At 54.4% G+C, this 26240-nt stretch carries 26 protein-coding genes and 1 pseudogene; 13 read left to right on the top strand and 14 right to left on the bottom strand.

From position 1 onward, the window contains the following. Nucleotides 1-83 precede the first annotated feature (83 nt). The 4 genes and pseudogenes from ACLRGG_RS06090 (at nucleotide 84) to ACLRGG_RS06075 (ending at nucleotide 4226) form a co-directional block, all read left to right on the top strand. Entirely contained in the window at nucleotides 84-1520 is a 1437-nt protein-coding gene (locus tag ACLRGG_RS06090; RefSeq protein ID WP_416248916.1) for an aminotransferase-like domain-containing protein, read from the top strand. A gap of 279 nt (nucleotides 1521-1799) precedes the next feature. Then, nucleotides 1800-1978 (top strand): annotated as a pseudogene (locus ACLRGG_RS06085) (transposase); the annotation flags it as partial. A gap of 552 nt (nucleotides 1979-2530) precedes the next feature. Beyond that, the gene (locus tag ACLRGG_RS06080) at nucleotides 2531-3967 is read left to right on the top strand and encodes a pyocin-S2/colicin E7-DNase domain-containing protein (RefSeq protein ID WP_416248877.1); all 1437 of its coding nucleotides are present in this window, start codon (nucleotides 2531-2533) and stop codon (nucleotides 3965-3967) included. 1 nt (nucleotide 3968) lies between these two features. Next, nucleotides 3969-4226, top strand: a complete 258-nt coding sequence (locus ACLRGG_RS06075; protein WP_345829695.1) for a bacteriocin immunity protein — start codon at nucleotides 3969-3971, stop codon at nucleotides 4224-4226. A 33-nt stretch (nucleotides 4227-4259) separates the two neighbouring features. On the opposite strand, the gene ACLRGG_RS06070 is transcribed toward ACLRGG_RS06075, so the two are convergent. Beyond that, the gene (locus ACLRGG_RS06070) at nucleotides 4260-4883 is read right to left on the bottom strand and encodes a glutathione S-transferase family protein (protein WP_416248876.1); all 624 of its coding nucleotides are present in this window, start codon (nucleotides 4881-4883) and stop codon (nucleotides 4260-4262) included. Nucleotides 4884-4980: 97 nt separating this feature from the next. Continuing rightward, entirely contained in the window at nucleotides 4981-5739 is a 759-nt protein-coding gene (locus ACLRGG_RS06065; protein WP_416248875.1) for an SDR family NAD(P)-dependent oxidoreductase, read from the bottom strand. 115 nt (nucleotides 5740-5854) lie between these two features. On the opposite strand from ACLRGG_RS06065, the gene ACLRGG_RS06060 reads away from it, so the two are divergent. After that, nucleotides 5855-6754, top strand: a complete 900-nt coding sequence (locus ACLRGG_RS06060) for a LysR family transcriptional regulator (protein ID WP_416248874.1) — start codon at nucleotides 5855-5857, stop codon at nucleotides 6752-6754. Between the two features lie 59 nt (nucleotides 6755-6813). Beyond that, on the top strand, nucleotides 6814-7818 hold the full coding sequence (gene yhjD, locus ACLRGG_RS06055; protein WP_416248873.1) for an inner membrane protein YhjD: 1005 nt from the start codon (nucleotides 6814-6816) through the stop codon (nucleotides 7816-7818). A 68-nt stretch (nucleotides 7819-7886) separates the two neighbouring features. Here yhjD and ACLRGG_RS06050 read toward each other — a convergent pair whose 3' ends face one another. The 7 genes from ACLRGG_RS06050 to cpxP all read right to left on the bottom strand — a co-directional run bounded on the left by ACLRGG_RS06050 (nucleotide 7887) and on the right by cpxP (nucleotide 15361). After that, on the bottom strand, nucleotides 7887-8663 hold the full coding sequence (locus ACLRGG_RS06050) for a CDP-diacylglycerol diphosphatase (protein ID WP_416248872.1): 777 nt from the start codon (nucleotides 8661-8663) through the stop codon (nucleotides 7887-7889). A gap of 92 nt (nucleotides 8664-8755) precedes the next feature. After that, nucleotides 8756-9748, bottom strand: a complete 993-nt coding sequence (locus ACLRGG_RS06045; RefSeq protein ID WP_416248871.1) for a sulfate ABC transporter substrate-binding protein — start codon at nucleotides 9746-9748, stop codon at nucleotides 8756-8758. Nucleotides 9749-9890: 142 nt separating this feature from the next. Beyond that, nucleotides 9891-10853, bottom strand: coding sequence for a 6-phosphofructokinase (gene pfkA, locus ACLRGG_RS06040; RefSeq protein WP_416248870.1), 963 nt, complete (start codon nucleotides 10851-10853; stop codon nucleotides 9891-9893). A 211-nt stretch (nucleotides 10854-11064) separates the two neighbouring features. After that, the gene (gene fieF, locus ACLRGG_RS06035; RefSeq protein WP_416248869.1) at nucleotides 11065-11967 is read right to left on the bottom strand and encodes a CDF family cation-efflux transporter FieF; all 903 of its coding nucleotides are present in this window, start codon (nucleotides 11965-11967) and stop codon (nucleotides 11065-11067) included. Nucleotides 11968-12078: 111 nt separating this feature from the next. Further along, complete coding sequence (locus ACLRGG_RS06030) at nucleotides 12079-12630, bottom strand: ankyrin repeat domain-containing protein (protein WP_416248868.1); 552 nt, start codon at nucleotides 12628-12630, stop codon at nucleotides 12079-12081. A gap of 65 nt (nucleotides 12631-12695) precedes the next feature. After that, nucleotides 12696-14156 (bottom strand): catalase KatB, encoded by a 1461-nt coding sequence (gene katB, locus ACLRGG_RS06025; RefSeq protein ID WP_416248915.1) that lies wholly within the window; start codon nucleotides 14154-14156, stop codon nucleotides 12696-12698. Between the two features lie 707 nt (nucleotides 14157-14863). Beyond that, on the bottom strand, nucleotides 14864-15361 hold the full coding sequence (gene cpxP, locus ACLRGG_RS06020; RefSeq protein ID WP_416248867.1) for a cell-envelope stress modulator CpxP: 498 nt from the start codon (nucleotides 15359-15361) through the stop codon (nucleotides 14864-14866). Nucleotides 15362-15512: 151 nt separating this feature from the next. Between cpxP and cpxR the strand changes: the two genes are divergently transcribed. Genes cpxR through trmL form a run of 3 tightly spaced genes read left to right on the top strand, consistent with a single transcriptional unit; the run spans nucleotide 15513 to nucleotide 18112 of the window. Continuing rightward, the gene (gene cpxR, locus ACLRGG_RS06015; RefSeq protein ID WP_416248866.1) at nucleotides 15513-16211 is read left to right on the top strand and encodes an envelope stress response regulator transcription factor CpxR; all 699 of its coding nucleotides are present in this window, start codon (nucleotides 15513-15515) and stop codon (nucleotides 16209-16211) included. After that, a complete protein-coding gene (cpxA, locus tag ACLRGG_RS06010; protein ID WP_067709337.1) occupies nucleotides 16208-17584 on the top strand; it encodes an envelope stress sensor histidine kinase CpxA in 1377 nt (458 codons plus the stop codon). The genes cpxR and cpxA overlap by 4 nt, the downstream gene beginning before the upstream one ends. Before the next feature lie 54 nt (nucleotides 17585-17638). Further along, complete coding sequence (trmL, locus tag ACLRGG_RS06005) at nucleotides 17639-18112, top strand: tRNA (uridine(34)/cytosine(34)/5-carboxymethylaminomethyluridine(34)-2'-O)-methyltransferase TrmL (RefSeq protein ID WP_416248865.1); 474 nt, start codon at nucleotides 17639-17641, stop codon at nucleotides 18110-18112. A gap of 125 nt (nucleotides 18113-18237) precedes the next feature. Here trmL and cysE read toward each other — a convergent pair whose 3' ends face one another. Genes cysE through ACLRGG_RS05980 form a run of 5 tightly spaced genes read right to left on the bottom strand, consistent with a single transcriptional unit; the run spans nucleotide 18238 to nucleotide 21350 of the window. Beyond that, nucleotides 18238-19059, bottom strand: coding sequence for a serine O-acetyltransferase (gene cysE / locus ACLRGG_RS06000; RefSeq protein ID WP_345829670.1), 822 nt, complete (start codon nucleotides 19057-19059; stop codon nucleotides 18238-18240). A 37-nt stretch (nucleotides 19060-19096) separates the two neighbouring features. Next, nucleotides 19097-20137, bottom strand: a complete 1041-nt coding sequence (gene gpsA / locus ACLRGG_RS05995) for an NAD(P)H-dependent glycerol-3-phosphate dehydrogenase (RefSeq protein ID WP_416248864.1) — start codon at nucleotides 20135-20137, stop codon at nucleotides 19097-19099. Beyond that, nucleotides 20137-20601, bottom strand: coding sequence for a protein-export chaperone SecB (gene secB, locus ACLRGG_RS05990; RefSeq protein ID WP_067709333.1), 465 nt, complete (start codon nucleotides 20599-20601; stop codon nucleotides 20137-20139). The genes gpsA and secB overlap by 1 nt, the downstream gene beginning before the upstream one ends. A gap of 50 nt (nucleotides 20602-20651) precedes the next feature. Further along, a complete protein-coding gene (gene grxC / locus ACLRGG_RS05985; protein ID WP_067709331.1) occupies nucleotides 20652-20903 on the bottom strand; it encodes a glutaredoxin 3 in 252 nt (83 codons plus the stop codon). Nucleotides 20904-20918: 15 nt separating this feature from the next. Further along, nucleotides 20919-21350 (bottom strand): rhodanese-like domain-containing protein, encoded by a 432-nt coding sequence (locus ACLRGG_RS05980; RefSeq protein ID WP_416248863.1) that lies wholly within the window; start codon nucleotides 21348-21350, stop codon nucleotides 20919-20921. Between the two features lie 328 nt (nucleotides 21351-21678). On the opposite strand from ACLRGG_RS05980, the gene envC reads away from it, so the two are divergent. The 4 genes from envC to ACLRGG_RS05960 all read left to right on the top strand — a co-directional run bounded on the left by envC (nucleotide 21679) and on the right by ACLRGG_RS05960 (nucleotide 26119). Continuing rightward, a complete protein-coding gene (gene envC / locus ACLRGG_RS05975; RefSeq protein WP_416248862.1) occupies nucleotides 21679-22986 on the top strand; it encodes a murein hydrolase activator EnvC in 1308 nt (435 codons plus the stop codon). Nucleotides 22987-23016: 30 nt separating this feature from the next. Next, complete coding sequence (locus ACLRGG_RS05970; protein ID WP_416248914.1) at nucleotides 23017-23919, top strand: divergent polysaccharide deacetylase family protein; 903 nt, start codon at nucleotides 23017-23019, stop codon at nucleotides 23917-23919. A gap of 63 nt (nucleotides 23920-23982) precedes the next feature. Then, nucleotides 23983-25218 (top strand): glycosyltransferase, encoded by a 1236-nt coding sequence (locus ACLRGG_RS05965; protein WP_416248861.1) that lies wholly within the window; start codon nucleotides 23983-23985, stop codon nucleotides 25216-25218. Next, nucleotides 25211-26119 (top strand): hypothetical protein, encoded by a 909-nt coding sequence (locus ACLRGG_RS05960; RefSeq protein WP_416248860.1) that lies wholly within the window; start codon nucleotides 25211-25213, stop codon nucleotides 26117-26119. Before ACLRGG_RS05965 ends, ACLRGG_RS05960 begins: the two co-directional genes overlap by 8 nt. The last annotated feature ends 121 nt before the right edge of the window (nucleotides 26120-26240 follow it).

The raw sequence follows: 26240 nt of genomic DNA, 5'->3' as shown, positions 1-26240 counted from the left end.
ATTACACTATTGTAATGAGTACAATCTGCAAATTATCCTATCTGTACCCCTTTAAGGGAGCGTTAACTGTGTCCATTATTGATATGCAGGAAAGTACGCTTTATCAGCAGCTGGCGCAGACGCTGGCGGAAGCGATCCACGTTGGCACCTATCCCCCTGGCAGCCGTCTGCCCGCTATTCGCCGCTGTGCCAGCAATCACCAGCTCAGCGTGAATACCGTATTGGCTGCCTACCGGATTCTGGAGGATCGCGGACTTATCGAAGCGCGTCCTCAGTCAGGCTATTACGTCCGTAGCGTACTACCGTCGGTAAAATCCTCGGGTGACCGCCAGGCACAGGTGCGCTCTCCCAGCAGTGAGAAACTGGATCTGATTGATGCCGTTTTTGCCGCGCAGAACCACCCGGACTACACCAACATCTCGCTCGCCTGCCCGCAAAACAGCGATTTTTTTCCTACGGCAAAAATCAGCCGCATCATGGCCTCGCTGCTACGTCGCGAACCGTCGCTGATTGGGCGCTACGCGCTGCCGCCCGGAAGCGAGCGCCTGAGGCGCGAAGTGGCACGCCGATCGATGGATCTGGGTATCCGCCTTACCCTGGAAGATATCACGCTGACGCATGGCTGCATGGAAGCCCTCCAGCTGGCATTACGAACGGTCACTCAGCCCGGCGACTGCGTGGGCATTGAAACCCCCACCTATTTTTATCTCTTTCCCCTGCTGGCCAGCCTGGGTCTGAGGGTCATCGAGATCCCCACTGACCCCCAGTTCGGCCTGTCGCTGGATGCACTGGAGCTGCTACTCCAGGAGCGGCGCATTCAGGCTATCGTCGCCATGCCGACCGTGCAAAACCCGCTGGGATGCAGCATGAAACTGGAGGAGAAAAGGCGTCTGGCGGAGATGGTCAACCGCTATCAGGTGCCGCTGATTGAGGACGGCCTTTACGGCGAACTGCAATTCTGCTGGCCGCTATCACCCGCGGTAAAAGCCTTCGATCGGGAGGGGTGGGTTCTCTACTGCACCAGCTTCACTAAAACGGTTGCACCCGATTTCCACGTTGGATGGATTGCCGCAGGACGCTTTACTGGAAAGCTGGCCCGGCTGAAATCGGTCTCTTCCCTGACGGAATCGCGCCTGCTTTCAGAAACGCTGGGCCATTTTCTGGAATCAGGTGGCTACGACCACCATCTGCGCACGCTGCGCCGCCGCTATGCCGCACAGCTTGATGAGGCTCGGAGCATCATCGCCCGGCACTTTCCCCAGGGAACGCGGGCAACGCTGCCCAGCGGCGGCTTTGTCTTCTGGGTTGAGCTGCCGGATAACGTCGATAGCGTGCAGCTGTTTCACCGGCTTCTACAGGAGAAAATATGCCTGACCCCCGGCGCGCTCTATACCCTTAGCGATCGCTGCAACAGTGCGCTGCGTCTCTCCTGCTGTTACCCATTTGATGAGCGCTACACCTATGCACTGAAGCGGACCGGCGCGCTGGCCTGTGAAATGAGCGGCATTGCCCCACCGTAGCCGGCCTCACGCTAAGGCGTGCCGTTACGTCCCCATTTGGCATAGCCTTTTCGCTGAGTCAGCTGCTCATAATCCCCCTCCTGAATCGGAGGGATCGGACCACCTCTTTAATCTGTCAGCCCCGTGACAGGTAAAATCTTTTTCTCTTGATTGAAAAATCTGGCTCAGTGACGCTGATTATCGGCATTGCTGAGCACACACCACTTACCTGTCCAACCTGTGGTAACCCTGCCAAAACCGCCCCGGACGCCGGGCTGAGAGGTTAACGTTGCCCGCCTGGTGGCAAAGCGTCTTTACGTCATCCTGAATGCAATGAAAACCGGATATCGAATGGTAATGCGGAGTTCCTGAACAGTAAAATAGGGCTGCTCAGGATAAAGGCGCGCGGATATCGAAACAGAGAACGCTTCGAGGTGGCTGAAATGTTTCATTACGGCAGGCTAAATATGGAATTATGATATATGGATATTTTACTACATTACTGGGAAATAAGGCATGCCACAATTATTTGATTTCACAGTGGGATCTTGATAAGGATTTTTTGTTATACCCAGCTCTCTTAAAAGAGAACGCGCAAATACTAACTCTTTTGCTGATATTCTGGTATTTGCCTTGCTTCTGTTAGCAGGACGGATATCTTTCTGGCTGGAATGAGAAACATCATAATCGCCGATCCTTTGCTGCTTAACGCTAGTATATGTGTCTTTACATTCTCTCGGGTATTGGGGGCTGGAAAGACAAGAAGAAAGTCCAGAACATGCTGGCATAATATTTTACCTTTTCAATCAAATCAGGTTGAGGTTGGGAGTATTGTTTTAAATCAAAATTCGGCTATCAAGGCAACAACTTATAGCATCCTGGCATATTAAGAACTATAAAAAAACGCTTTATCCTAAGCCACCATGATCGAGGAAGACCCTTTTATATTCAGTATAAATCAAAGGAACTATCTGGTCAGTACACCTGATGCCCTGAGTGTAGGCCACCGGATACCACAAAAAGGATGAAAAATGTCAATAATTCCTGCCTATTACAAAGATGGTGTACCTTACGATGCCTCTGGAAAAGTCATCACCACGGGTCCCGAAAATCACCCTGCTGAACCCCTCGTCACCGACCTCGGCGACGGCAAGTTCCAGTTCAAATCACAAACAAAAGCCTGCTATCTGAAGAACCTTAACGCATTCGGTTGGACATGGGTGATGGACAGGGGCGACGAGTATGGCGTGGCAATATGTTTTTGCACAAAGGCCGAGCAGAAAGTGGCCGTGACTTTGCTGACGGGGCAGCTTCCGGCGCCTGCCTACACGCAGGAGCAGGCTGATACCGCTGCGCTGATGCTGAGTGCTCCGGGGGCGATGCTGCTGAGCAGCGGGCAGTGGAGTATGCTTCTTTCGGTGGCCGGAGAGGGCGTGATGACGCTTGCCGGAGAGATTGGCGGCATGCTGACCTCAGCAGTCAGCCGCGCTGTAGCATTGCTGACCGCCAGTAGCCTGGGGCCGATGGCAGCTGCCGCTTCAGTTTTACTGTTCTCATCCCAGGCAGGAAAAGGCAGCGACCGTGTTCCGGGACGGGACACGGAAGCAATGTTTGCGCTAAATGCCAGGCTACTGGCCGGTCAGAGAAAAATCAATCCAGGCTCAGCGAGTATCAATCTGCCGGTACGGGGCGCGCTGATTGAACGCAACGGTGAAATGGTACTGGAGCTGCTGAAAACCGGGGATAATGTACCCGCCGCGGTGCCAGTGCTAAATGCGGTGCGCGATGCGGTGAGCGGGCTGGATATCATCAGACTTCCGGCAATGCCGGGCACACCGCCGCGAACTATCCTGATAAATCCTGTTCCGGGATCCGCAAAACCTTCGGATACGGGCAATCGGGGGCCGGTTCCGAACACACCGGTGCACACTGGCACGGATGTGAAACCGGTGGGTAATATCACCCTGTCACCGCCTGTGGGAAATACGCAGCAGCTGCAGGACTTTATTTATTGGCGGCCAGATGCGTCCGGTACGGGCGTCGTGCCCATTTATGTCGTAATAAGCGGCCCCCGCGACAGGCCGGGTCGGGTCAGTGGGAAAGGAGAAAATGTCGGCACAGATTGGCTGAATAAAGCCGGGCAGGGGCCTGGCGCACCAATCCCAGGCCAGATAGCGGAGAGATTGCTGGGGCGAGAATTCAGCAGCTTTGATGCGTTCCGTAAGGCCTTCTGGCTGGAAGTAGGGAAAGATCCTGAGTTAAGTAAACAGTTCAAGGCAGGTAACTTGGGTAATATCCGGGCTGGCAAAGCACCCGCACCTAAAGAGAGTGAACAAAAGGGGCGGCGTGTTAAATATGAGTTACACCATGTAAAACCGATTAAAGATAATGGTGAGATATATAATATTGACAATATTCGTGTAACGACTCCGAAGTGTCATATTGAGAACCATAAAGGGAGTAAATAAGATGGAAAAGAAAACGTTATCTGACTACACCGAAGCCGAGTTTTTGGCTTTTGTGGAAAAAATAATTAACGTCCAGAATACGACAGAAGGAGAAGATATAAACAATATCCTGGAGTTTAAGCGGTTAAGCGAACACCCTTCGGGATCTGACCTTATCTATTACCCTGATGATAGCAGGGAAGATAGTCCCGAAGGTATCGTAAAAGAGGTGAAGGAATGGCGTGCAGCTAACGGCAAACCGGGATTTAAACCAGGCTGACTCCGCCAGGGTTTCAAAAGTGCAGCCCTCACGTTAAGGCGTGCCGTTACGTCCCCATTTGGCATAGCCTTTTCGCTGAGTCAGCCGCTCATAATAGGCCCTAACGGCGGGCAGTTCTGGGTGGTCTAACGGGGTTTCATACCAGCGGTTAACGGATAGCCCAACCGGTATGTCGGCCAGTGAAAATGCGCTGCCGGCCACCCAGGCCTGGGTACGTTCCAGCTGCTGATTCAGGATCCCCATGGTATGCGACCAGCCCTTACAGGCGGCGGCAAGCAAGCGCGCATCCTGATGTGCCGGAGAGTGACGAACCAGCGACATAAACGCGTATCGCCAGGCGGTATTGAGTTCGGTGGCCTGCCAGTCGATCCACTGGTCGACTGGTGCCCGCGCGCGGGGATCCTGCGGGTAGATCCAGTCACCGCCCCGGCTGTTAGCCAGGTAGCGAATTATGGCGTTGGACTCCCACATAATGAAATCCCCGTCCTGAATCACCGGGATCAGCCCATTAGGATTCATCTTTCTGAATGCCGGGTCCTGAAGCGACTTAAAACCGTCGCCCCACTCCTCGCGATTAAAAGCGATATCCAGCTCTTCGCAAACCCACAGCACCTTTCTGACGTTAATCGATGAGGCGCGCCCCAGTATTTTCAACATAGTGTGATACTCCCAGGTTATGACATCCCAAAGAACTTTTACTATGGCGCATACCGGGGTATTTAACCAAATCGGGCTGTAAGGCGACTTTGCTGTATCAGAGAAACATACCGCCGGAAACTTCAATACGCTGTCCGTTGATCCAGCCACTTTCGTCGCTCAGAATTTGTGCTATTGCATTGCCAATATCATCCGGCAGTCCCACCCTGCCCAGAGCCGTCTGTGCCGCGATAAAGGCGTTAACCTCAGGATTATCACGTACCCTCCCGCCGCCGAAATCCGTTTCAATCGCCCCAGGGGCCAGGATATTCACAGTAATGCCGCGTGCGCCCAGCTCTTTCGCCTGATAGCGGGTCAGGACCTCCATGGCGCCTTTAACTGCCGCGTAGGCGCTGGAACCTGGCTGACTGAAACGGGCCAGGCCGCTGGAGATATTTAAAATACGTCCGCCGTCCGTAATCAGCGGCAGTAGCTTCTGCGTAAGAAAAAATGGGCCTTTGAAATGGACGTTAACCATCTCATCGAACTGCGCTTCGCTGGTTTCAACAAAGGCTACATGCAGGCCCGTTCCGGCGTTGTTGATTAAATAATCAAAGGTTTCGCGCTGCCACACCTCGATGAGTTTTTTTTGTACACTCTCTGCGAAGTCGTCGAAGCGACGGCTGTCGGCCATATCCAGCTGGATTGCCGCTGCACGCCCACCCAGTGCGGTGATTTCATCCACCACCCGCTGCGCGTCCTGTTCACCGCTCTGCCAGGTCAGGAGGATATCAACACCCTTTTTAGCGAGTTTTAAGGCGGCATTTCTGCCTAATCCCCGGCTTCCGCCGGTAATCAGTGCGATTTTAGCGTTCATTGTCTTCTCCGGTTCATATGTCATGGACATTTGCAGGATATTATGTAAATCCTGAACTATAAATAATCGTAAATGCGCTTTACTGTTTCACAGAAAACAACAATCGGCCTATCCTATGGACAAAATTCACACAATGCGGGCTTTTGTCAGAGTAGCAGAGCTTCGCAGCTTTACCCGCGCCGCAGAGAGTCTGGGCGTACCGAAAGGCAGCCTTTCACGACAGTTACAGGCGCTGGAGAATACCCTTGGCACCCGTCTTCTGCATCGCACCACGCGGCGGGTGCAGCTGACTCAGGATGGACTGGTCTACTTCGATCGCTGTCAGGATGTTCTGGCCACGCTGGAAGAGATGGATGGGCTTTTTCAGAACGATCCCGCGACCCTGAGTGGTCGTCTGCGAGTGGATATGCCCGTCAACCTGGCCAGCGACTTTATTCTGCCCAGGCTCCCGGAATTTCTTCAGCAGTATCCCGCCATTGAGCTGGAACTGAGCAGCAATGATCGTCGGGTTGACGTGATTCATGAGGGGTTTGACTGTGTAGTGCGTGTCGGTACGCTGGAAGACTCCGGGCTGATCGCCCGCCCGCTGGGCGCGCTGCCCCTGATCAACTGCGCCAGCCCCGACTACCTGGCGCGATTTGGTACGCCGCAGACGCTGGAAGAACTCTCCCAGCATGCCATGGTGCATTACGGCCAGCAGCTGGGCACGCAGACTCCAGGCTTTGAGTTTTTTGACGGCGACAGCAGCCGTTTTATCAAAACGGGCGGTGCGCTGACGGTCAACAGCACGGTAACCTACCGTGCCGCCTGCCTGAACGGACTGGGCATTATCCAGGCGCCCGAATGCGCCATGCGCCCGGCGCTAAAAGCGAAAAAACTGGTAGAAATTCTGCCGTATTACCGCGCGAAGCCGATGCCGGTTTCGCTGCTGTATCCGCATCGACGTCATCTGGCGCGTCGGGTGCACGTCTTTATGGAGTGGCTGACCCGAACAATGAAAAACTACGTTAACTGATCGACCGTCTATAATTTCATACAGATAACTCACTTTTAAGGGCTACAGAAGAACATTTCATGAAGGAAAATCATTCATCAGAGCGTCAGCGTGACGAAGAAAAACCGCTGATCAATATCAAAACCGGCAACGCAACCGTTGATCACTCCATTACGCGCGTTTCGCGCTTTGTCAGCTGGTTTCAGGCCATTCCAGCCGTGGCACATTTCTTAAGGGCCGGGGAACGCTTTAATGACCGATTGGGCAGTCAGTTTGGCGCGGCAATCACCTACTTTTCGTTCCTTTCTCTGATCCCTATTTTGATGGTCTCTTTTGCCGCTATTGGATTCGTGCTCGCTTCAAACCAGGATCTTCTTACCCAGCTCATCAATAAAATTGTGAGTAATATCAGCGATGCTACCCTGGCATCGACCCTGCAAAACACCGTTAACACGGCGGTCCAGCAGCGTACTACCGTCGGCCTGACGGGATTACTGATCGCCCTCTATTCCGGGATTAGCTGGATGGGGAACCTGCGTGAAGCGATTCTGGCCCAGTCGAGAGACGTCTGGGAGCGTAACAAACAGGATAAAGAGAAAATCTGGTTTAAATATACGCGCGACTTTATCTCCCTGATGGGTCTGGTGGTCGCGCTGATTATCACCCTGTCTCTTACCTCCATCGCCGGTTCGGCACAGGAAGCCATCGTGCATGCGTTAGGACTGGATGGGATCGACTGGCTTCGTCCGGCGATGACGCTGATTGCGCTTTCCATTTCAATTCTGGCTAACTATCTGCTCTTTCTGTGGATATTCTGGATTTTGCCTCGTCATAAGCCACGCAAAAAGGCGCTTTTTCGCGGCACGCTTTTAGCCGCAATAGGTTTTGAAGTGATCAAATTTATTATGACCCTGACGCTGCCTAAGCTGGCGTCCTCCCCGTCAGGTGCCGCCTTTGGTTCCGTTCTGGGGCTGATGGCGTTTTTCTACTTCTTTGCCCGACTGACGCTGTTCTGCGCGGCGTGGATAGCCACGGCGAAGTATAAGGATGATGAGCCGGTCGGGACGAAACCGGTTAAGCCGTAATGAACCTGCGCTGGGGGTGCTTGTAGCCCCAGCGTTGAGCCTGTAGTGACTGACAACCGATTTCAGGATTACGACTTAACAGCGCCCCGGGGATGCAGTATCTGGCAGCTGTGATCCTGTAGCTCCTCGGCAGAAGCCCGATTCAATACCAGCAGATTACGCTTAACCACCAGCAACGCCCGACGCCCATCCGCTAGCGCGGCCACGGCGATGCTGTATTTACCCATTTCTTCATGTGCACCCGGCAGCTCGGCCGCCAGGCGAATAAAGGGGCTGGTTCTCTTGAATTCGTCCCGCGTAACGGTGCGCACCTGATAATCGTGCCCCACCAGCTGTAGCGACTGCCAGCGGGGCGTCAGCGAGGCATCCAGCGCGTTCAGCTTCTGGCGGATATCCGGTCTCAGGCAGGAGATATGAATATGTAGCTGATTTTGCGTTCTGCCCGTGGGGGAGTTAATGCTAAGCGCGATAGCGCTGTCATCGATGCGTTCGCCGTAGCGCTCGTCCATAAAGTGACGGGAGTGCCAGGCTTCAGCGAAAAAATTGGGGGTCGAGGGATTAAGCAGCTCAGGACTTTCGATACCGACGATTTTTTTGGTTGGAAGAAGTAAAAACTGCAGCGGACCATTGCGATCTTTTAGTACCACAAAGCCATTATGTACATCCACCTGTCGGCAGGGCGCGGGATCGTTATTTTTCAGCTGTCCAGGTATGCATTTCTGGCTGACAATTGCCCAGAGTGCTGAGGAATTATGCTTATATTTTAACGCAATAGAGGCGCAACCAGCCGTCGCAACGATCCCTGCTATTACAACGCCTGTCAGGAGTCGCTTTCGCTCCTTCATGATCTGAACCTCTGATTATCGCCTGTTCATAATGTAAACGAACAGGCGACAAAGATCATGTTAAATAATTCACCTGGTTAACTATTTTTCTTTCAACGCTTCATGGCTTGATCGTAAGTGCCGCCGTCAGCGAAGTGAGTCTTCTGCGCAGCCGCCCAGCCGCCGAATTTTGCATCGTCAATAGTAAAGAGTTTCACCGGCGCGAACTTATCTGCATACTTTTTCGCTACGGCGGGATCGCGTGGACGATAGTAATTTTGCGCTGCGATTTCCTGACCTTCAGGAGAATAGAGGTATTTCAGATAATCTTCGGCGACCTTGCGGGTGCCGCGTTCATCCACCACTTTATCAACCACAGATACCGTGGGTTCTGCAAGAATAGACTCGCCAGGCGTTACGATTTCAAACTGGTCTTTGCCCAGTTTATTCACGGCCAGATAAGCTTCGTTTTCCCACGCGATCAGCACGTCGCCAATACCGCGTTCAACGAAAGTATTGGTGGCACCGCGCGCACCGGAATCCTGCACCTCAACGTTTTTAAACAGTGCTCTGATGTAGTCCTGCGCTTTTGCCTTATCACCGTTGTTATGATCTAACGCCCAGCCCCAGGCCGCCAGATAGTTCCAGCGCGCCCCACCGGACGTTTTAGGGTTAGGGGTTATCACCGAGACGCCAGGTTTGGTGAGATCCTGCCAGTCGTGGATTTTCTTAGGATTGCCTTTACGCACCAGGAAAACGATGGTGGAGGTATAAGGGGCAGAGTTATCGGGCAGGCGCTTGACCCAGTTTTTATCAATACGGCCACGATCGGCGATGGCATCCACATCGGAAGCCAGCGCCAGGGTCACGACGTCGGCACGAATGCCGTTAATCACGGAAGTCGCCTGCTTGCCTGAGCCGCCGTGCGACTGACGGATCACCACGTTGTCGCCGGTTTCCTGCTTATAGTGCGCGCTAAAGGCTTTATTATACTGTTCGTATAGTTCGCGCGTTGGATCATAGGAAACGTTCAGCAGCTGGATATCTTTCGCCAGTACGCTGGTTGAGGCCAGCAGCAGGGTAAACCCAATACTCCACTTATTCATTCTATGCTCTCCCAAAGGTTTTATCGCAGAGAGCGTGACACAAAGCACAGGTTGAATTAAAGAATTAAAATGAAGCCTTAATAACTGGATGGAATATGGCTTTGCATAAAAAAGGCGCTGTCGATCAGCGCCTTGATTTGCCTCAGTAAAGCTTCTTCGCCGTTTCCAGCCAGTCGCCCTTGAAGGGCCGCTTCATATTTTCAATCGCATCAATAATATCGTGATGGACCATCTTCTCATTCTGAATACCGACGCAGCGACCGCCGTAGCCCTGTAACAGCAGTTCAATCGAATACGCTCCCATACGCGAAGCGAGGATCCGGTCATAGGCGACCGGCGCGCCCCCACGCTGAATATGGCCCAGCACCGTGGAGCGGGTTTCACGCTTCGTTTCAGACTCGATGTATTTCGCCAGTTCGTCGATATCGCAGATATGCTCGGTAATCGCCACAATGGCATGCTTTTTCCCTTTGGCGATACCGGCTTTAATCTCTTCTACCAGCTCTTCACGCGTATAGGGGATTTCCGGCAGCACGATAAATTCGCAGCCGCCCGCGATGGCCGCCGCCAGCGTCAGGTCGCCACAGTAGCGGCCCATCACTTCTACAATCGAGATACGCTGGTGAGACGATGAGGTATCGCGCAGGCGGTCAATCGCCTCTACCACCGTTTCAAGCGCGGTAAAGTAGCCGATGGTATAGTCCGTTCCCGCCACATCGTTATCAATGGTGCCCGGCAAGCCAATGCAGGGAAACCCCATTTCGGTCAGACGCTTGGCCCCCATATAAGAGCCATCGCCCCCGATCACCACCAGCGCGTCGATTCCGCGTTTTTTCATATTTTCGATGGCGACACTCCGCACCGACTCTTCACGGAACTCAGGAAAGCGCGCTGAGCCAAGAAAAGTGCCGCCACGGTTAATCATGTCGGACACGCTGTAGCGGTCCAGATTGACCATACGATCTTCATACAAGCCCAGGTAGCCATCATAAATCCCTGCTACTTCCAGTCCTTCACTCAGGGCAGCGCGCACAACGCCTCTGATGGCCGCGTTCATACCTGGCGCATCTCCGCCACTTGTCAGTACACCGATTTTTTTGATCATGACAACCTCTGAACTTGTTAATGCAAAATTTCAAACTCTTAACGCCGGAATGACTCGACGTACGCGGGCGTATCGGCCAACTAATAATGGCCATAGTATATCAAAGCCTGTGAGCTGAATTGATTCAGGTCAGCCATCATCTCGCTAATTTTTACGAGCGGCGTCACGTTTTGGCAGTTAAGAGCGCTAAGTAATTTATTTAACACAAGAATCATCGTTCACTGCGGGCCTGGCCGGATGAGGGTACTGCCGAACAGGGATCCTGATGAATAATCACGTCAGATCCGGGGAATTTTTTTAACAGCGCCTGTTCAACTTCGTCGGCAACCCGGTGCGCCTCGTATAACGGCAGATTGTCGTCCATCTCAAGATGGAGCTGTATAAAACGGGTCGGGCCTGACTGTCGGGTACGAATATCATGCGCCCCACTCACACCGGGCCAGCGAGAGGCAATATCAACAATCGCCTGGCGATCCTCATCGGGCAGTGCGCGGTCAAGCAGCGCCTGAACCGCTTCATAGCCCATGCGTAAGGCACTATAAAGGATCCATACCCCTATCCCGAGGGCAAAAAGCGCATCGGCGCGCTTAAAGCCATACCAGCTCAGACCCAGAGCCAGCAGAATGGCACCGTTCATTACCACATCAGACTGATAGTGAAGCATATCAGCCCGAATCGCCAGGCTGCGTGTCCGACGAACAACCCATCGCTGGAAGGTGACCAGCACCAGCGTAGACACCAGGGCAACCAGCGTTACCGCGATCCCTACCAGCGGGGCACGCATCTCGTTTGGCGAAGCCAGATGTTGTAACCCCGTCAGAATAAGAAACAGGGCAGACCCGGAGATAAACATACTCTGCGCCAGCGCGGCCAGTGATTCTGCTTTACCATGTCCGAACGTGTGTTCTGCATCAGCAGGCTGCAGGGAGTAGCGCACAACAAAGAGGTTAGTGAGCGAAGCGGCAATATCCACCAGCGAGTCAACCAGTGCCGCCAGCAGGCTTACCGATCCGGTGTACCACCAGGCAAAAATCTTCACCAGCAGCAGAATCGAAGCCAGCGTGGTTGCCGCCAGCGCAGCTGCATTGACCAGCCGGGCGTAGTGATGTTCCATGCCTTACTCCGTTCAGGTTAATCGGCTAAGTATACTGGATCCTGAGCAAAAAAAAGCCCCGCCGGAGAGAGCGGGGCTGAAATGGGTCGGTTATTCGCGCGTTTCCGGGCATTACGGGATACCGTTAATTCTCCCTGATGCCAGGCTGTCGGCGGAGTTTCCTTTGGCGTCGACGGCGTGCATATCGGCCCCTTTTTCACGCAGCGCCTGGAGCAGTGACTGTCGCTGAAACAGCGAAGCATACATTGCCGCGGTCTGACCGGCATTGTTACGCATATCGGGCTGGCAATGGGCGTCGATCAAACGGCGCGCCACCTTTAGTTCACCCTTAAAGATGGCCCCCATCAGCGCACTGTTGCCGCGCCGATCGCGCTGGCAGGGGTCGGCTCCGCCATCAATCAACATTTTCACCGTATCATCATGGCCGTGATAGGCCGCAAGGATAATGGCGGTGTACCCTTTTTCATCGGCCGCATTGAGATTGTATTTCGCCTCAACGAGCGTTTTAATCAGGGTGTTATCTCCACGTCGTGCCGCATCCCAAAGATAATTATTCAGCTCTGCTCTTACCTGACGATCGGCGGTTTGCGTCGTTGCCGCTTTTGCCGTCACGGACAGCAGCAGAAACGCTATCAGCCATAGCTGGACGCTTAATGCTTTCATTTCGCGATCTCCTTCAGGGCTTCTCCTGCCCGGGCAGGTTTAACCGGGCAGGGGAAAAGACGCTGTCAGTCAGATAATTTATCCGCCAGCTTCTGCACCGTGGCTAAATCACCTTTAGCGACCGTTGTCAGGCGGGTACCGTACTCTTTGTCTGCCTTGTAGAAATAGGAAAGCATGATGTTTTTGCTCTCCGTATCGGTGATCGCCAGCGCGTTGCCCAGGCTGGCGATCAGGTCATCCCGATCTTTTTTGCTGTAAGAGCGGTAGAGATCGCCGGTCTGCTTAAAGTTCTGCTCGCGCTGGATCTTAGTCTGCTGCGTGGTGCCTTCCACCGGCAGCTGACTGTAGCGCGCAGAAGAGAGTTCCTCACGCGGGTAAAGTCGGCTGGGCTGGTAATTAATGCCCTTATCCTGAGTGTGGCCGGCGTTAAGACTGCCATCCTGACTGCCGTTATTTACCGGCGTCCGGGCCTGGTTGATGGGCAGGCTAAAACCGTTCGCGCCGATGCGGTACATCTGCGTGTCGGCGTAAGCAAAGAGCCTGCCCTGTAACAGTTTATCTTCTGACGCTTCGATACCCGGTACCAGGTTAGACGGGGCCATCGCTACCTGCTCCGTTTGCTGGAAGACGTTATCGGGGTTTTTATTCAACACCAGCTGACCAATTTTACGTTCGGGCACGTCAGGCCAGATCTTGGTGGCGTCGAGAGGATCGAAGTCAAACTTCTTCAGATCCTCAGGCTTCAGCACCTGGATATAGAGATCCCACCTGGGGAAATCACCGCGATTAATGGCCGAGACCAGATCGTGGGTCAGGTGGCTGTAGTCTTTACCCTGTACCGTCTCAACCTGTTTCGGGTCGAGATTTTTGATGCCCTGCAGCGTTTTCCAGTGGAATTTAACGTAGTGGATTTCACCTTTCGCATTCACGAATTTGTAGGCATGAACGCTGTTCCCGTCCATGTTGCGGAAAGAGGCTGGCGTTCCTTCATTGGAATAGAGCTCCGTTAGCGTACGGGTTGCTTCAGGAACGTGGGAGAAGAAATCAAAACGACGTGAATCATCATCAAGGTTGGTGCGTGGATCGGGCTTGAACGCATGGACCATATCGGGGAATTTAATCGCATCGCGTATAAAGAACGTCGGGAAGTTGTTGCCAACCAGGTCCCAGTTCCCCTCTTTGGTATAAAATTTGGTGGCGAAGCCATGCGGGTCACGCAGCGTTTCGGGCGAATGGTTGCCGTGAACCACACTGGAAAAACGAACAAACACCGGCGTCTGTTCGCCTTTAGTAAATACCGCAGCCGTGGTCAGGTCAGAAATATCTGCCGTTGCGCTAAATTCACCAAAGGCCCCGGTCCCCCGGGCATGGACGACACGTTCAGGAATACGCTCGCGGTCGAAACGCTGTAATTTTTGCAGCAGCTGAACGTCCTGTAATAACACCGGCCCGGATGCTCCCGCGGTTTGTGAATTTTGGTTATCACCTACTGGCGCACCGTTATCCCGCGTCAGAGTCTCTGCCATCGCGGCTGAGCTTACCAGCAGCGAAGAAATCACCACGCTGAGTGCCTTACGCTGGCTACAAAAAACTGAATTACTCTTTCGTCTCATCATCTCTTCCTCATCATATTGTCGCTAACCCGTAAAGTTACCGTGGGAAATGACTCTAACCTTCATAGCGTTAAATGATGAGGGTCGCGCCGCTATTGAATTAATAGGCTGGGGCTTTTAACTCAAATTAGTACCAATCAAAAAGACAGTCAGGTCGCGCTTTAACACAGTTGGAAGTCTGTTACACGATGTGAAAATTCATTACCAATATGCGATCCCGATCACACTTACGTGGTTTTCAGCATTATGGAAGAGAAAATGGGGATGACAGACGGGTTTATCGCCAGAGTACAACGGTTGGTAATGACGGGTGATGTTCTATCCGCAGGGCGGTGGATTATCACTATGAAAAAGCTATATACGCTCCTGATATTCAGCGCGTATTACAGCTGTGCGCATTGACCGCATCAAAAAAAACCCCCTCATCATGAGGGGGAAGACAGGGATGGTGTCTATGGCAAGGAAAACAGGGGTACTATAATACTGGTTACTACGTTTGATACTGGTTACTGCGTTACTGATTACTCTTACTACGGGTACTGATACTGACGATAAAGCTTACTACGGGTACAACTCACTCTGGGTAAGGTACAACGCATGCACCCAGGGTGTTACTCACTTCATTTACTGCTTACAGCATGCAACGATGAAGATGGGTGCATATCCGTTAGCTGGCGCATTTGGTTCATACGCTGCTGATGTTTCTGATTTAAAACGCCCTGCTGGCCTGGGGTTAACAGGTGATACATCTGGTTGCGCACTCTCGCCATATCAACCTGCCACGCGACTTCCGCCTGTGCAATACTGTCCAGCTTTGCCTTATAGGCCGTTTCATCAAATTTTTCTGCAATAATCAATTCGTGCAGCTGCTCTAAATCGTTAATACTTATGGGAGAACGCTCGTGACGCGCCTGCTGCATTAAATCCCGCATCTGCTGGCGCTGCTGCTCTGTAAGATTGATGCCATCAAACATGTGAGTCTGCGGAACTTGCGTCATACTACGTGGCGCCGCGTCTTCCTGATGCATCTCGTCAGTCGTCGTCACATCTGCAGCCCACGCGGCGGAGAAGCTGAGTATCAGCGCCGGAACCGCAACGACGGCGGTAACATTGCGCATCGTTAACTCCCAGATTGGTTTGCCTGTCTCGATTCGATAAAATTCAGTCTACGGGGCCAGCTGCAAACATGCGTCAGAGGTTGTAAAACTAAGTAAAGTCATGGAATGACTGCATTCGTTCACGGTATTTTGCCTGCGGAGGGCAATAAAAATGAATAAGATCCTGTTAGTTGACGATGACCGCGAATTGACTTCGCTGCTGAAAGAATTACTTGAGATGGAAGGGTTCGAGGTGGTGGTCGCCGGTGATGGCGAGCAGGCACTGGCCCTGCTGGATAATTCTATCGATCTGCTTTTGCTTGATGTGATGATGCCAAGGAAAAACGGCATTGATACCCTTAAGGAGCTGCGCCAGCAGCATCAGACGCCGGTCATTATGCTAACCGCACGCGGTAGCGAGCTGGATCGCGTTTTGGGGCTGGAACTGGGCGCGGATGACTATCTTCCTAAGCCCTTTAACGATCGGGAACTGGTGGCCCGTATACGTGCAATCCTGCGCCGGTCCGTCTGGAGCGAACAGCAACAGCAGCACGACAGCAGCTCCCCGACGCTGGAAGTTGACCGCCTGCGTCTTAATCCGGGTCGCCAGGAGGCCCGCTTCGACAGCGAGGCGCTCGACCTTACCGGAACAGAGTTTACCCTGCTCTATTTACTGGCGCAGCATCTGGGGCAGGTGGTTTCCCGTGAGCACCTGAGTCAGGAGGTTCTGGGTAAACGCCTCACCCCGTTTGACCGTGCGATTGATATGCATATCTCTAACCTGCGCAGGAAGCTGCCGGACCGCAAAGATGGTCACCCCTGGTTTAAAACCCTGCGTGGCCGCGGCTATCTGATGGTTTCCGCGACATGATCTCCAGCCTGACGACCCGTATCTTCGCCATTTTCTGGCTGACGCTGGCGCTGGTGTTGATGCTGGTACTGATGGTGCCCAAGCTTGATACTCGCCAGATGACCCCGCTGCTCGACAGTGAGCAGCGGCAGGGAACCATGATTGAGCAGCACGTCGAGGCGGAGCTGATGCAGGATCCCCCTAACGACCTGATGTGGTGGAGAAGGTTGTTTCGCGCAACGGACAAGTGGGCGCCGCCCGGACAGCGGCTGCTGCTGGTTACCAGCGAAGGACGGGTGATCGGCGCGCAGCATAACGAAATGCAGGTTATCCGTAATTTTATCGGTCAGTCCGATAATGCAAACCGTCCGCAGAAGAAAAAATATGGCCGGGTGGAGATGGTCGGTCCCTTTACCGTCCGCGACGGTGAGGACAGTTACCAGCTCTATCTGATCCGTCCCGCTGGCAGCTCGCAGCTGGACTTTATCAACCTGCTGTTTGACCGTCCCCTGCTGCTGCTGATGGTGACGATGTTAATCAGCACACCGCTGCTGCTCTGGCTGGCCTGGAGCCTGGCGAAACCCGCACGTAAGCTGAAACATGCGGCCGATGATGTCGCCGCCGGTAATCTGCGTCAACGCCCTGAACTGGAGGCGGGCCCGCAGGAGTTCCTGGCGGCCGGCGCCAGTTTTAACCAGATGGTCAGCGCGCTGGAAAGGATGATGACCGGTCAGCAGCGTCTGTTGTCGGATATTTCGCATGAGCTGAGGACGCCGCTTACCCGTTTACAATTGGGTACGGCGCTGATGCGCCGACGTCAGGGCGAGAGCAAAGAGCTACAGCGTATTGAGATGGAAGCCCAGCGGCTGGACGGTATGATCAACGATCTGCTGGTGTTATCCCGTACTCAGCATAAAAATGCGCTGGTCAGCGAGGCGATGAAAGCCAATCATCTGTGGGCCGGCGTGCTGGATGATGCCAAATTTGAAGCCGAACAGATGGGGAAAACGCTTGAGGTGCCTTATCCACCGGGTCCCTGGCCTTTGTACGGCAACCCAAACGCACTGGAAAGCGCGCTGGAGAATATCGTACGTAACGCGCTACGCTACTCTCACTCCAAAATCTGTGTCGGTTTTTCCGTGGATAAACAGGGCATTACCGTTAACGTGGACGATGATGGCCCGGGTGTCAGCGAGGGCGATCGTGAGCAGATTTTCCGGCCCTTCTACCGTACCGACGAAGCGCGCGACAGGGAGTCGGGCGGAACAGGGCTGGGGCTGGCGATTGTAGACACGGCTATCCAGCAGCATCGTGGTTGGGTTAAGGCCGATGACAGCCCGTTAGGCGGCCTGCGCCTTACCCTCTGGCTGCCGCTTTATAGCAGCAAAACCTGATCGTCCCGGAATAATTTGCTATGCTTCGGCCCTCGTTTAATGGGGCCGAAGCCGATGCTGAATATTGTTTTATTTGAACCTGAGATCCCGCCCAATACGGGCAATATTATCCGGCTTTGTGCTAACACCGGCTTCCGCCTGCATCTGATTGAACCGCTCGGCTTCGCCTGGGATGACAAGCGTTTACGTCGCGCGGGTCTGGACTACCATGAATACACCGCAGTAAAACGCCACGGCAGCTATGCGGCTTTTCTGGCTGCTGAAACCCCTGGGCGCCTGTTTGCGCTGACCACCAAAGGCACACCAGCGCATAGCGCGGTCAGCTATCAGGCGGGCGACTATCTGCTTTTCGGCCCCGAAACGCGCGGTCTCCCCGCTGAGATCCTTAATGCGCTACCGGCCCAACAAAAGATCCGCATCCCTATGCAGCCGGACAGCCGCAGCATGAACCTGTCAAATGCTGTATCAGTAGTGGTCTATGAGGCCTGGCGGCAGCTGGACTACTGCGGTGCCGTGATGAAAGCATAAGGGATGGGGGTAGGCGCATGAACTATCCAGCGCCCTGATGCAGGGAATGCCGTCAGCAACTTCAAAATCGGGCACCTGCTGCGTCAGATGCCATAACCCACTTTCAGGACCTGCTACCTGCTGCGTCAGATGCCGTCACCGAATTCAAAGCCCGGCACCATACCATTGAAGTGCTGATCCATCTCCATCGACGGCTTGTCACTGCTGGGTTTACCCACGATACGCGCAGGTACGCCAGCGGCTGTGGTGTGGGGGGGCACAGGCTGCAGGACGACCGAACCGGCACCGATTTTGGCTCCGCGCCCCACTTCGATATTACCAAGAATTTTTGCACCCGCCCCTATCATCACCCCTTCACGGATTTTGGGATGACGATCGCCGCTGGTTTTACCCGTACCGCCTAGCGTCACGGACTGCAGGATGGAGACATCATCTTCGATGACCGCCGTTTCCCCGACCACAATGCCCGTTGCGTGGTCCAGCATAATGCCCCGGCCAATTTTCGCCGCAGGATGGATATCCACGGCGAAAGAAACGGAGACCTCATTTTGCAGGTAAATGGCCAGTGCCCGACGCCCCTGATTCCATAACCAGTGTCCGATACGGTAGGCCTGGAGAGCATGGAAGCCTTTGAGGTAAAGCAGCGGCGTGGAGTATTTATCAATCGCCGGATCGCGCTGGCGCACCGCCCGTATATCGCAGGCAGCGGACTGAATCATCGAGGGATCCTGCTTGTAGCCTTCCTGCACGATTTCACGGATGGCCATTGCGGGCATAATTGGATTCGCCAGCTTGTTAGCCAGCATATAGCTCAGCGCACTGCCGAGATCGTCGTGCTTTAGCAGCGTAGCGTGATAAAAACTCGCCAGCATAGGCTCGCATTCGGCCAGCGCCCGCGCTTCTGCTCTGATAAAGTCCCACACCTGTTCAGGTTCTGCGCTCGGCATTGCTCTCTCCCCATCGAATATAACGTCCGGCAGGACGCTAACGCGCTGAGCTTCCGTTTTCAGCTGGACTGTTCTCATCCTTCCTTGTTCGCCCTAACAGACTTAATGCTGCCTCGCGCGCACTCTTTTCACAATACAGTACCTGATAAATTTGCTCAGTTATTGGCATTTCCACGCCGCAGCGCGCGGCCAGCGCCTTGACTTCTTTTGTATTTCGGAATCCTTCCACCACCTGGCCGATGGTATTTTGCGCTGTCTCCACATCGCCCCCCTGCCCGAGCATCATGCCAAAGCGACGGTTCCGCGACTGATTATCGGTGCAGGTCAGAACTAAATCGCCCAGCCCGGCCATACCCATAAAGGTGGTGGGATCGGCGCCCAGCGCCGTTCCCAGGCGGGTCATTTCGGCCAGTCCACGCGTAATCAGCGCCGTACGCGCATTGGCACCAAAGCCAATGCCGTCTGAAATCCCCGCCCCGATGGCAATCACGTTTTTCACCGCGCCGCCAAGCTGAACCCCGATAAAATCCGGGTTGTTATAGACGCGAAAGCTTTTACCACAGTGCAGCAGGCGTTGCAGATCGTCTGCAAACCCGGCCTCCGTTGCGGCAAGCGCAATGGCCGTCGGCAGGCCGGCTGCCAGCTCTTTAGCGAAGGTTGGCCCGGAAATAACCGCCAGAGGTACCTCGTCACCCACTATTTCCCGTGCGACATCCTGTAGCAGCCTGCCGGTCTCTTTTTCGAGACCTTTGGTCGCCCAGACAATGCGGGAATCTGTGCGAAGGTGGGGTTTGATTTGCTTAAGGACATCGCCAAATACGTGGCTTGGGACCACCACCAGCAGATCGCGGCTGGCCGCAATCGCTGCGGCTAAATCACTTTCAAGGCTGAGGGTGTCGGGAAAAGGGACGTCAGGCAGGAAGGCCGCATTGCAGCGATCGGCCTGAAGCTGTGCCTGATGCGCGGCGTTATGGCCCCACATCACTACCGAATGGCCATTACGGGCCAGGGTAATGGCTAAAGCGGTGCCGTACGAACCGGCACCGATAACGCTCATAGAAGCATTTGCTTGAGGCATTATGCGTCCTGCTGAGGAGCGGCACCTTCATTTGACTGCTGCAGGTAGTTCATAAACAGCGCATCAAAGTTGACCGGTGCAAGGTTAAGCTGCGGGAACGTACCGCGGGAAACCAGGCTGGTGATGCATTCGCGCGCATACGGGAACAGAATGTTAGGGCAGTAGGCGCCAAGGCAGTGAGCCATCTGGTTACCATCAATACCGGAGATAGAGAAAATACCCGCCTGCTGCACTTCACACAGAAACGCCGACTCTTCACCCACAGTTGCCGTCACGGTAACGCGCAGCACGACTTCGTAAACGTCGTCAGCCAGCTGGCTGGACGCGGTATCCAGGTCCAGCTTTACGTCTGGCTCCCACTCTTTCTGGAAAACCTGTGGGGCGTTTGGCGCTTCAAAAGAAATATCCTTGGTATAAATACGCTGGATCTGGAATGACATTTCTGTGTTGTTTTGTTCTGACATGGTACGTGATCCTATGGGTTAATAATCCGTTATTGCGCCACTCGCCCGTCTTACTTTATCAGCGGGTCGAGGCCGTGGCGGCCATCGAGCGCAAACAGGTCGTCGCAGCCGCCGATGTGCTGCGCATCAATGAAAATCTGTGGAACGGTGGTACGACCGCTACGTTTGATCATCTCTTCGCGCTTATCGGCATCCCCATCAATGGCAATTTCCTGATAATTCACGCCCTTCTGGCTTAACAGCGCTTTTGCGCGATGGCAGAAAGGACAGGTTGCTTTGGTGTAGATCTCTACGTTCGCCATACCACTCTCCAAATATTATTTACCGCGAACCAGCGGCAGGTTTTCACCACTCCAGCCGGAAACGCCATCTTTCAGTATGAAAACTCGTTCAAAACCCGCTGCGTTGAGCTGAGAAGCCGGCTCGGCCGCAGTGGTGCCATTGGCACAGACGACAATAATCGGTTGCGCTTTATGTTTTTCCAGTTCGCCAAAGCTGCCTTTTTTGATATCGGCCGCCAGAATGTTAATTGCGTTAGAAATATGGCCTTTACGGTAGTCATCGCGTGCACGGACATCAATGACGACGGCTTCTTCTTTATTGATTAATCGGGTTGCTTCACCACGGCTAACTGTTTTTACCTTGGAGAACATGCCCTTAACGGTGGTCACGATCACCAAAACCAGCAGGACAACCCACGCCAGACTCAAAATGGTATGGCTGCCTGCGAACTGCATAATATCTTGCATGAGGGGTAACAACTCCCGAAAGGGTTAATAAGCGAAAACAAGGCTTCTGAGTATACCTGCCAGTGCTGCCATGTACAGACGTGAAGCCCTCAGAGTTACGTTTTCTGGACCAGATCCTCAAAATAATTTACCCAGGCTGCAAATCCCTGACGCGGCTTTTGCCCGATGCAATCTCAGGCGGTTAAAAGTCAGCCAGCTCCCCCCGCCCTCCCCCGGGTAAACGCGCCTTATCGCGCGCTATCCTTCACTCCGCTGTTACCGTCAGAAACGCAAATCCCCCTACAGATAGCTGGTAAGCTGCTGTTCATCGTGGAATAATCTTCCTCCTATGAGGGAAAAAGCGACAGTTTCAGTTCAACGAACCCAGGGTAACGGATCGGCCACAGGCGTTCTGCTACGATCTCGCGTGTTCACCCTGTCAGCCTGCGTGCTCTGCGCTGGCTTTTTGCTGCTGCCTGCTCCCGGCAGGGCGGCCGATGATAACAAATCGCAGCTTTCCAGCCTGCAGCAGGATATTGCCAGGAAAGAGAAAAGCGTTCAGCAGCAAAAGCAGCAGCGCAGCAAACTGCTCGATCAGCTGCAAAGTCAGGAAAAAATCATTGCTCAGGCCAGCCGACAGCTGCGCGAAACGCAGATAATCCTCACCGGCTTAAATAAAGAGATCGCCGATCTGTCGGCGTCCATTGATAAGCTCCAGGCACAGCAGGATGCGCAGGAGAAACTGCTGGCGGAGCAGCTTGATGCGGCGTTTCGTCAGGGCCAGCACGGTGGCGTACAGCTGATACTCAGCGGTGAAGAGAGCCAGCGTAGCGAACGCATTCTGGCCTATTTCAGCTACCTGAATGATGCGCGCCAGAAGTCCATCGACGATCTGAAAAAAACCCGCAGCCAGCTCTCTGCGCAGAAAGCCTCGCGGGTTGATAAACTCGCCCGGCAGAAATCCCTGCTGGCTGAGCAGCAGTCTCAGCATCAGAAGCTGGAAGGCGCCCGCGTGGCACGTAAGAAAACGCTGACCACGCTGGAATCCTCGCTGGAAAAAGACCAGGCCCAGCTGGTTGAAATGCGTCAGAATGAGAGCCGCCTGCGCGATAAAATCGCGAAAGCTGAACAGGAAGCGCGGGCACGGGCAGAACGCGAAGCGAAAGAGGCGCAGCGCGTTCGCCAGCGTGAGGCGCAGGCTAAGAGCAAAGGCCGAACCTATAAACCTACCGAAAGCGAACGCGCACTGGTCTCCCGTACCGGAGGCCTCGGGCGGCCTGCGGGTCAGGCGCTATGGCCGGTACGGGGTTCCATTGAGCATCGCTTCGGTGAACAGCTGCAGGGTGAACTGCGCTGGAAGGGGCTGGTCATCAATGCACCGGAAGGCACTGAGGTCAAAGCGATCGCCGATGGCCGCGTGCTGATGGCCGACTGGCTCCAGGGTTATGGGCTGGTCGTGGTGGTTGAACACGGCAAAGGCGACATGAGCCTGTATGGTTATAACCAGAGCGCGCTGGTCAGCGTAGGCGCCCAGGTTAAAGCCGGGCAGCCTATTGCGCTGGTAGGTACCAGCGGTGGGCGCGGCACCCCTTCACTCTATTTTGAAATCCGCCGCCAGGGACAGGCTGTTAATCCACTCCCGTGGTTAGGAAGATAACTTTTGGTACGTCTGCACAAACTTAGCGGCATGCTGGCAGGCCTGTTGATGGCCTGCCAGGTTCACGCCGGCAAACTCTCGATTGTCATTGATGATTTCGGCTACCGCCCCACGCAGGAAAACCAGGTGCTGCAAATGCCGCCTGCCATTTCCGTTGCCGTCCTGCCTGACGCGCCGGGTGCGCGCGTCATGGCCACGAAGGCGCACCAGCGCGGCCACGAGGTGCTGATCCACCTGCCGATGGCGCCGCTGAGCAAACAGCCGCTGGAAAAAGACACCCTGCGTCCGGATATGTCCAGCGCCGAAATCGAGCGCATTATTCGTGCGGCAGTCGCCAGCGTACCCTATGCGGTCGGTCTTAATAATCATATGGGCAGCGCGATGACCTCCAGCCTGCCTGGGATGCAAAAAGTCATGCAGGTTCTGAACAACTACAATTTTTACTTTCTCGATAGCATGACCATTGGCAACAGCCAGTCTGTACCCGCCGCGGCGGGCACGCATGTGAAAGTGATTAAGCGTCGTGTTTTCCTCGACGACACGCAGAACGAGGCGGATATTCGCAAACAGTTCCTCCGCGCCGTGCATCTGGCACAGCGCGACGGTTCAGCCATTGCGATTGGCCATCCGCATCCCACCACGGTGAAGGTGCTGTTGCAAATGCTGCCCACGTTGCCTGCGGACATTACCCTGGTGCGGCCAAGTCAGCTGCTGAATGAACCCCAGTCGGTCGGCCACCGGCCGCTGCCCGCGAAGCCAGTGCCGCCGCGTAATCCGTTCCGTGGCGTGAAAATCTGTCCGGTGGCCCCACAGCCCGTTCCGGCAATTCTCGCCCTGAACGTGGTGGCAGACAGCATCGCTGACAGTCAGGCTATGCGCTACATCAAAACGAACTTTTCCGGGTTGAGCCTTCAGCCCGGAAAGACCCCTTAATATCTCGGCGGCCTGGCGGTCTGACTTTCCGCTAGCCTGCCTGACCGATACGGAAGCCGTACGATGGTAGAACAGCGTAAAAAAATTCTGCTGCTGGATACCGGCAACGAATGGGGGGGCGGCACCAACAGCATGCTGGAGCTGCTAAAACGTATTGATCGCAGCCAGTTCGATCTTCATTGCTGCTTCTACCACAACTACTCCCGTGGGAAAGGCGATTCGATTGAGCAGGTGCTGACTGCGCTCAGCATCCCCATCCTGTTTATTCCCCAACGAAAACAGCCCCGCTGGGCCAAGATCGGCAAGGAGCTGCTGCGTTCGCTGGTCTTTTTCAATCGACAACTGCGCCTGCGGGCCACGCAGCGCGTCGACGCCGTCTGGCGTATCCAGCCCAATGCCCGACAAATCCGCCAGCGGCTGGCCGACGGTCATTTCGACCTGCTCTATATGAACAATCAGCCGGGATCGAACCTGGAGGGTTATCTGGCGGCAGAAGGGCTGCCGGTGACGGTGGTGCAGCACTGCCGCATCGAGCCGGTGTTAAACCGCGAACTGGTCGAGCGGGTTAATCACCGCGTGGACGCGATCATCGCCGTTTCCAACGGCGTGCGCCAGGTACTGCTGGATAACGGCGTGAGGCCGGAGAAGTGCTTTACGGTATTCAACGCGATAGATATCTGGCAGCCGCTGCCCGCCCGCGCGGCGATGCGCAGCCAGCTCCTGCAAATCAGTGATGACACCTTTGTCTTTGGCAGCATCGGCTCACTGATCCCACGCAAATCGAATCACCATATTTTAAGCGCGCTGGAGAAATTTTCCGCCGCCTTTCCCGCCGCCCGCTGGCGGATGATTATGCTGGGCGAAGGCCCGGAGCTGTCAAAACTTCAGCAGCAGGCGGAGCAGGCCGGCATTGCCGATCGGGTCGTATTTACCGGCTTTCGCAGCAATGCGCTGGAGTATCTCGCCGCACTGGACGTCTTTATTCTGGCCTCAAAAAGCGAAGGTCTGCCGCGCGTGGTACTGGAAGCCATGCTGCTGAACACGGCGGTGATCGGCTCCCGCGTCACCGGCACCGCAGAGCTGATTGAGCACGACAACACCGGCCTGCTTTTTGAGTATGGTGATGTCCAGACCCTGTTTGAAGAGATGAAAACGCTCTATCTGGACGCGGAAAAGCGCAGCTTTTTACTGCATCAGGCCAATGCAAGCGTAAAGCAACACTATGCTATTGAGCACTACGTCTCCGGCGTGGAAACTATTTTAAAAAATGCGGCCCATGGAAACTCTTCGCATGTTTGAATTCTTAAAACCCCATTTCCGACAGATTCGCGCACGTCACAATATTCCCTATCAGCAATCAGAGGTGCAGGGTGCCATACCGGTCACCTCGGTGGTGATCCCCTGCACGGGCGTGGACTTCATTGAAGAAGCTAAACTGAGCGCGCTGTTTGCCGCCCGTTTTGCGCCGGACGCACAGGAGATTGTGATTGTCAGCGACAGACTGGCTGAAGAGTTTGGCGAGCTGCCGGCAAAGACGCGCGTCGTCACGCTGGATGTGCCTTTTCGCGAAGAGACCTACCGCTACAAGCAGATTTACCGCAGTCGTCTGATCAAACTTCAGGCGCCTCTACAGGCCAGAACGGAGGGGGTTTTGATGATCGATTCAGATCTCAACCTGCTGAAAATGCCTGAAATTAATATGCTTGATGGCCATATTTACTCCAGCTTTCGTCAGGGGAAGATGATCGCCAAGCTGATGAACACGCCGGAGGCGCGTCGTCCGGCCTATTATCGTCACAGCGTCCGCCCGTTTATTGTCGATCACGTTAACGGGGCTTTCCTGGCGGCGACGCGGCAGACATGGAAACGGATCTGTCCGCTCTGGCTGACGCTGTTTCAGGATACCTGGGAGCTGATGGACGATTCCCAGCCGCCAACCGATCAGCTGCCGCTGGCCGCCCTGCTGGATTTACTGGATCTGAAAACGGTGAATCTGGGCGACTGGATGAACTGGCCGGTATCAAAGAAAATTGGTGGGACGACGGCTACCATTCCCAAAGAAGTGATTGGCGCCCACGGCGGTTTTCCCCTTTCCGAATGGCAAAAGTATCTGGATTCAGCGGATGCCCTGGTGAGTTTCAAAGGGCAGGATTACACCCGCAAGGTTCGCTATCTGACCGATGCGGAAAAACAGCAGTAGCGCCTGCTTAAAGCAAACGCATACCGTTACGGAGTCATCTGGCTGTCTGCCGGGTGATGAGATGTTATGATATTCGGCATTAGCGTGTGAAACCTCCTGTTTCACCCCATTTTTTAAGGTT

This window comes from Erwinia sp. PPS120, assembly GCF_047918655.1.
Classification (GTDB): Bacteria; Pseudomonadota; Gammaproteobacteria; order Enterobacterales; family Enterobacteriaceae; genus Erwinia; species Erwinia tasmaniensis_A.
The sequence above is the reverse complement of the archived record's forward strand: the minus strand, read 5'-3'. Positions and strand labels throughout refer to the sequence as shown.

What these genes read in the sequence shown, in the direction of transcription:
- ACLRGG_RS06090 (WP_416248916.1), top strand. Translation starts at nt 84, where the DNA reads ATGCAGGAAAGTACGCTTTATCAGCAGCTGGCGCAGACGCTGGCGGAA.
- ACLRGG_RS06080 (WP_416248877.1), top strand. Translation starts at nt 2,531, where the DNA reads ATGTCAATAATTCCTGCCTATTACAAAGATGGTGTACCTTACGATGCC.
- ACLRGG_RS06075 (WP_345829695.1), top strand. Translation starts at nt 3,969, where the DNA reads ATGGAAAAGAAAACGTTATCTGACTACACCGAAGCCGAGTTTTTGGCT.
- ACLRGG_RS06070 (WP_416248876.1), bottom strand. Translation starts at nt 4,883, where the DNA reads ATGTTGAAAATACTGGGGCGCGCCTCATCGATTAACGTCAGAAAGGTG.
- ACLRGG_RS06065 (WP_416248875.1), bottom strand. Translation starts at nt 5,739, where the DNA reads ATGAACGCTAAAATCGCACTGATTACCGGCGGAAGCCGGGGATTAGGC.
- ACLRGG_RS06060 (WP_416248874.1), top strand. Translation starts at nt 5,855, where the DNA reads ATGGACAAAATTCACACAATGCGGGCTTTTGTCAGAGTAGCAGAGCTT.
- yhjD (WP_416248873.1), top strand. Translation starts at nt 6,814, where the DNA reads ATGAAGGAAAATCATTCATCAGAGCGTCAGCGTGACGAAGAAAAACCG.
- ACLRGG_RS06050 (WP_416248872.1), bottom strand. Translation starts at nt 8,663, where the DNA reads ATGAAGGAGCGAAAGCGACTCCTGACAGGCGTTGTAATAGCAGGGATC.
- ACLRGG_RS06045 (WP_416248871.1), bottom strand. Translation starts at nt 9,748, where the DNA reads ATGAATAAGTGGAGTATTGGGTTTACCCTGCTGCTGGCCTCAACCAGC.
- pfkA (WP_416248870.1), bottom strand. Translation starts at nt 10,853, where the DNA reads ATGATCAAAAAAATCGGTGTACTGACAAGTGGCGGAGATGCGCCAGGT.
- fieF (WP_416248869.1), bottom strand. Translation starts at nt 11,967, where the DNA reads ATGGAACATCACTACGCCCGGCTGGTCAATGCAGCTGCGCTGGCGGCA.
- ACLRGG_RS06030 (WP_416248868.1), bottom strand. Translation starts at nt 12,630, where the DNA reads ATGAAAGCATTAAGCGTCCAGCTATGGCTGATAGCGTTTCTGCTGCTG.
- katB (WP_416248915.1), bottom strand. Translation starts at nt 14,156, where the DNA reads ATGGCAGAGACTCTGACGCGGGATAACGGTGCGCCAGTAGGTGATAAC.
- cpxP (WP_416248867.1), bottom strand. Translation starts at nt 15,361, where the DNA reads ATGCGCAATGTTACCGCCGTCGTTGCGGTTCCGGCGCTGATACTCAGC.
- cpxR (WP_416248866.1), top strand. Translation starts at nt 15,513, where the DNA reads ATGAATAAGATCCTGTTAGTTGACGATGACCGCGAATTGACTTCGCTG.
- cpxA (WP_067709337.1), top strand. Translation starts at nt 16,208, where the DNA reads ATGATCTCCAGCCTGACGACCCGTATCTTCGCCATTTTCTGGCTGACG.
- trmL (WP_416248865.1), top strand. Translation starts at nt 17,639, where the DNA reads ATGCTGAATATTGTTTTATTTGAACCTGAGATCCCGCCCAATACGGGC.
- cysE (WP_345829670.1), bottom strand. Translation starts at nt 19,059, where the DNA reads ATGCCGAGCGCAGAACCTGAACAGGTGTGGGACTTTATCAGAGCAGAA.
- gpsA (WP_416248864.1), bottom strand. Translation starts at nt 20,137, where the DNA reads ATGCCTCAAGCAAATGCTTCTATGAGCGTTATCGGTGCCGGTTCGTAC.
- secB (WP_067709333.1), bottom strand. Translation starts at nt 20,601, where the DNA reads ATGTCAGAACAAAACAACACAGAAATGTCATTCCAGATCCAGCGTATT.
- grxC (WP_067709331.1), bottom strand. Translation starts at nt 20,903, where the DNA reads ATGGCGAACGTAGAGATCTACACCAAAGCAACCTGTCCTTTCTGCCAT.
- ACLRGG_RS05980 (WP_416248863.1), bottom strand. Translation starts at nt 21,350, where the DNA reads ATGCAAGATATTATGCAGTTCGCAGGCAGCCATACCATTTTGAGTCTG.
- envC (WP_416248862.1), top strand. Translation starts at nt 21,679, where the DNA reads ATGAGGGAAAAAGCGACAGTTTCAGTTCAACGAACCCAGGGTAACGGA.
- ACLRGG_RS05970 (WP_416248914.1), top strand. Translation starts at nt 23,017, where the DNA reads ATGCTGGCAGGCCTGTTGATGGCCTGCCAGGTTCACGCCGGCAAACTC.
- ACLRGG_RS05965 (WP_416248861.1), top strand. Translation starts at nt 23,983, where the DNA reads ATGGTAGAACAGCGTAAAAAAATTCTGCTGCTGGATACCGGCAACGAA.
- ACLRGG_RS05960 (WP_416248860.1), top strand. Translation starts at nt 25,211, where the DNA reads ATGTTTGAATTCTTAAAACCCCATTTCCGACAGATTCGCGCACGTCAC.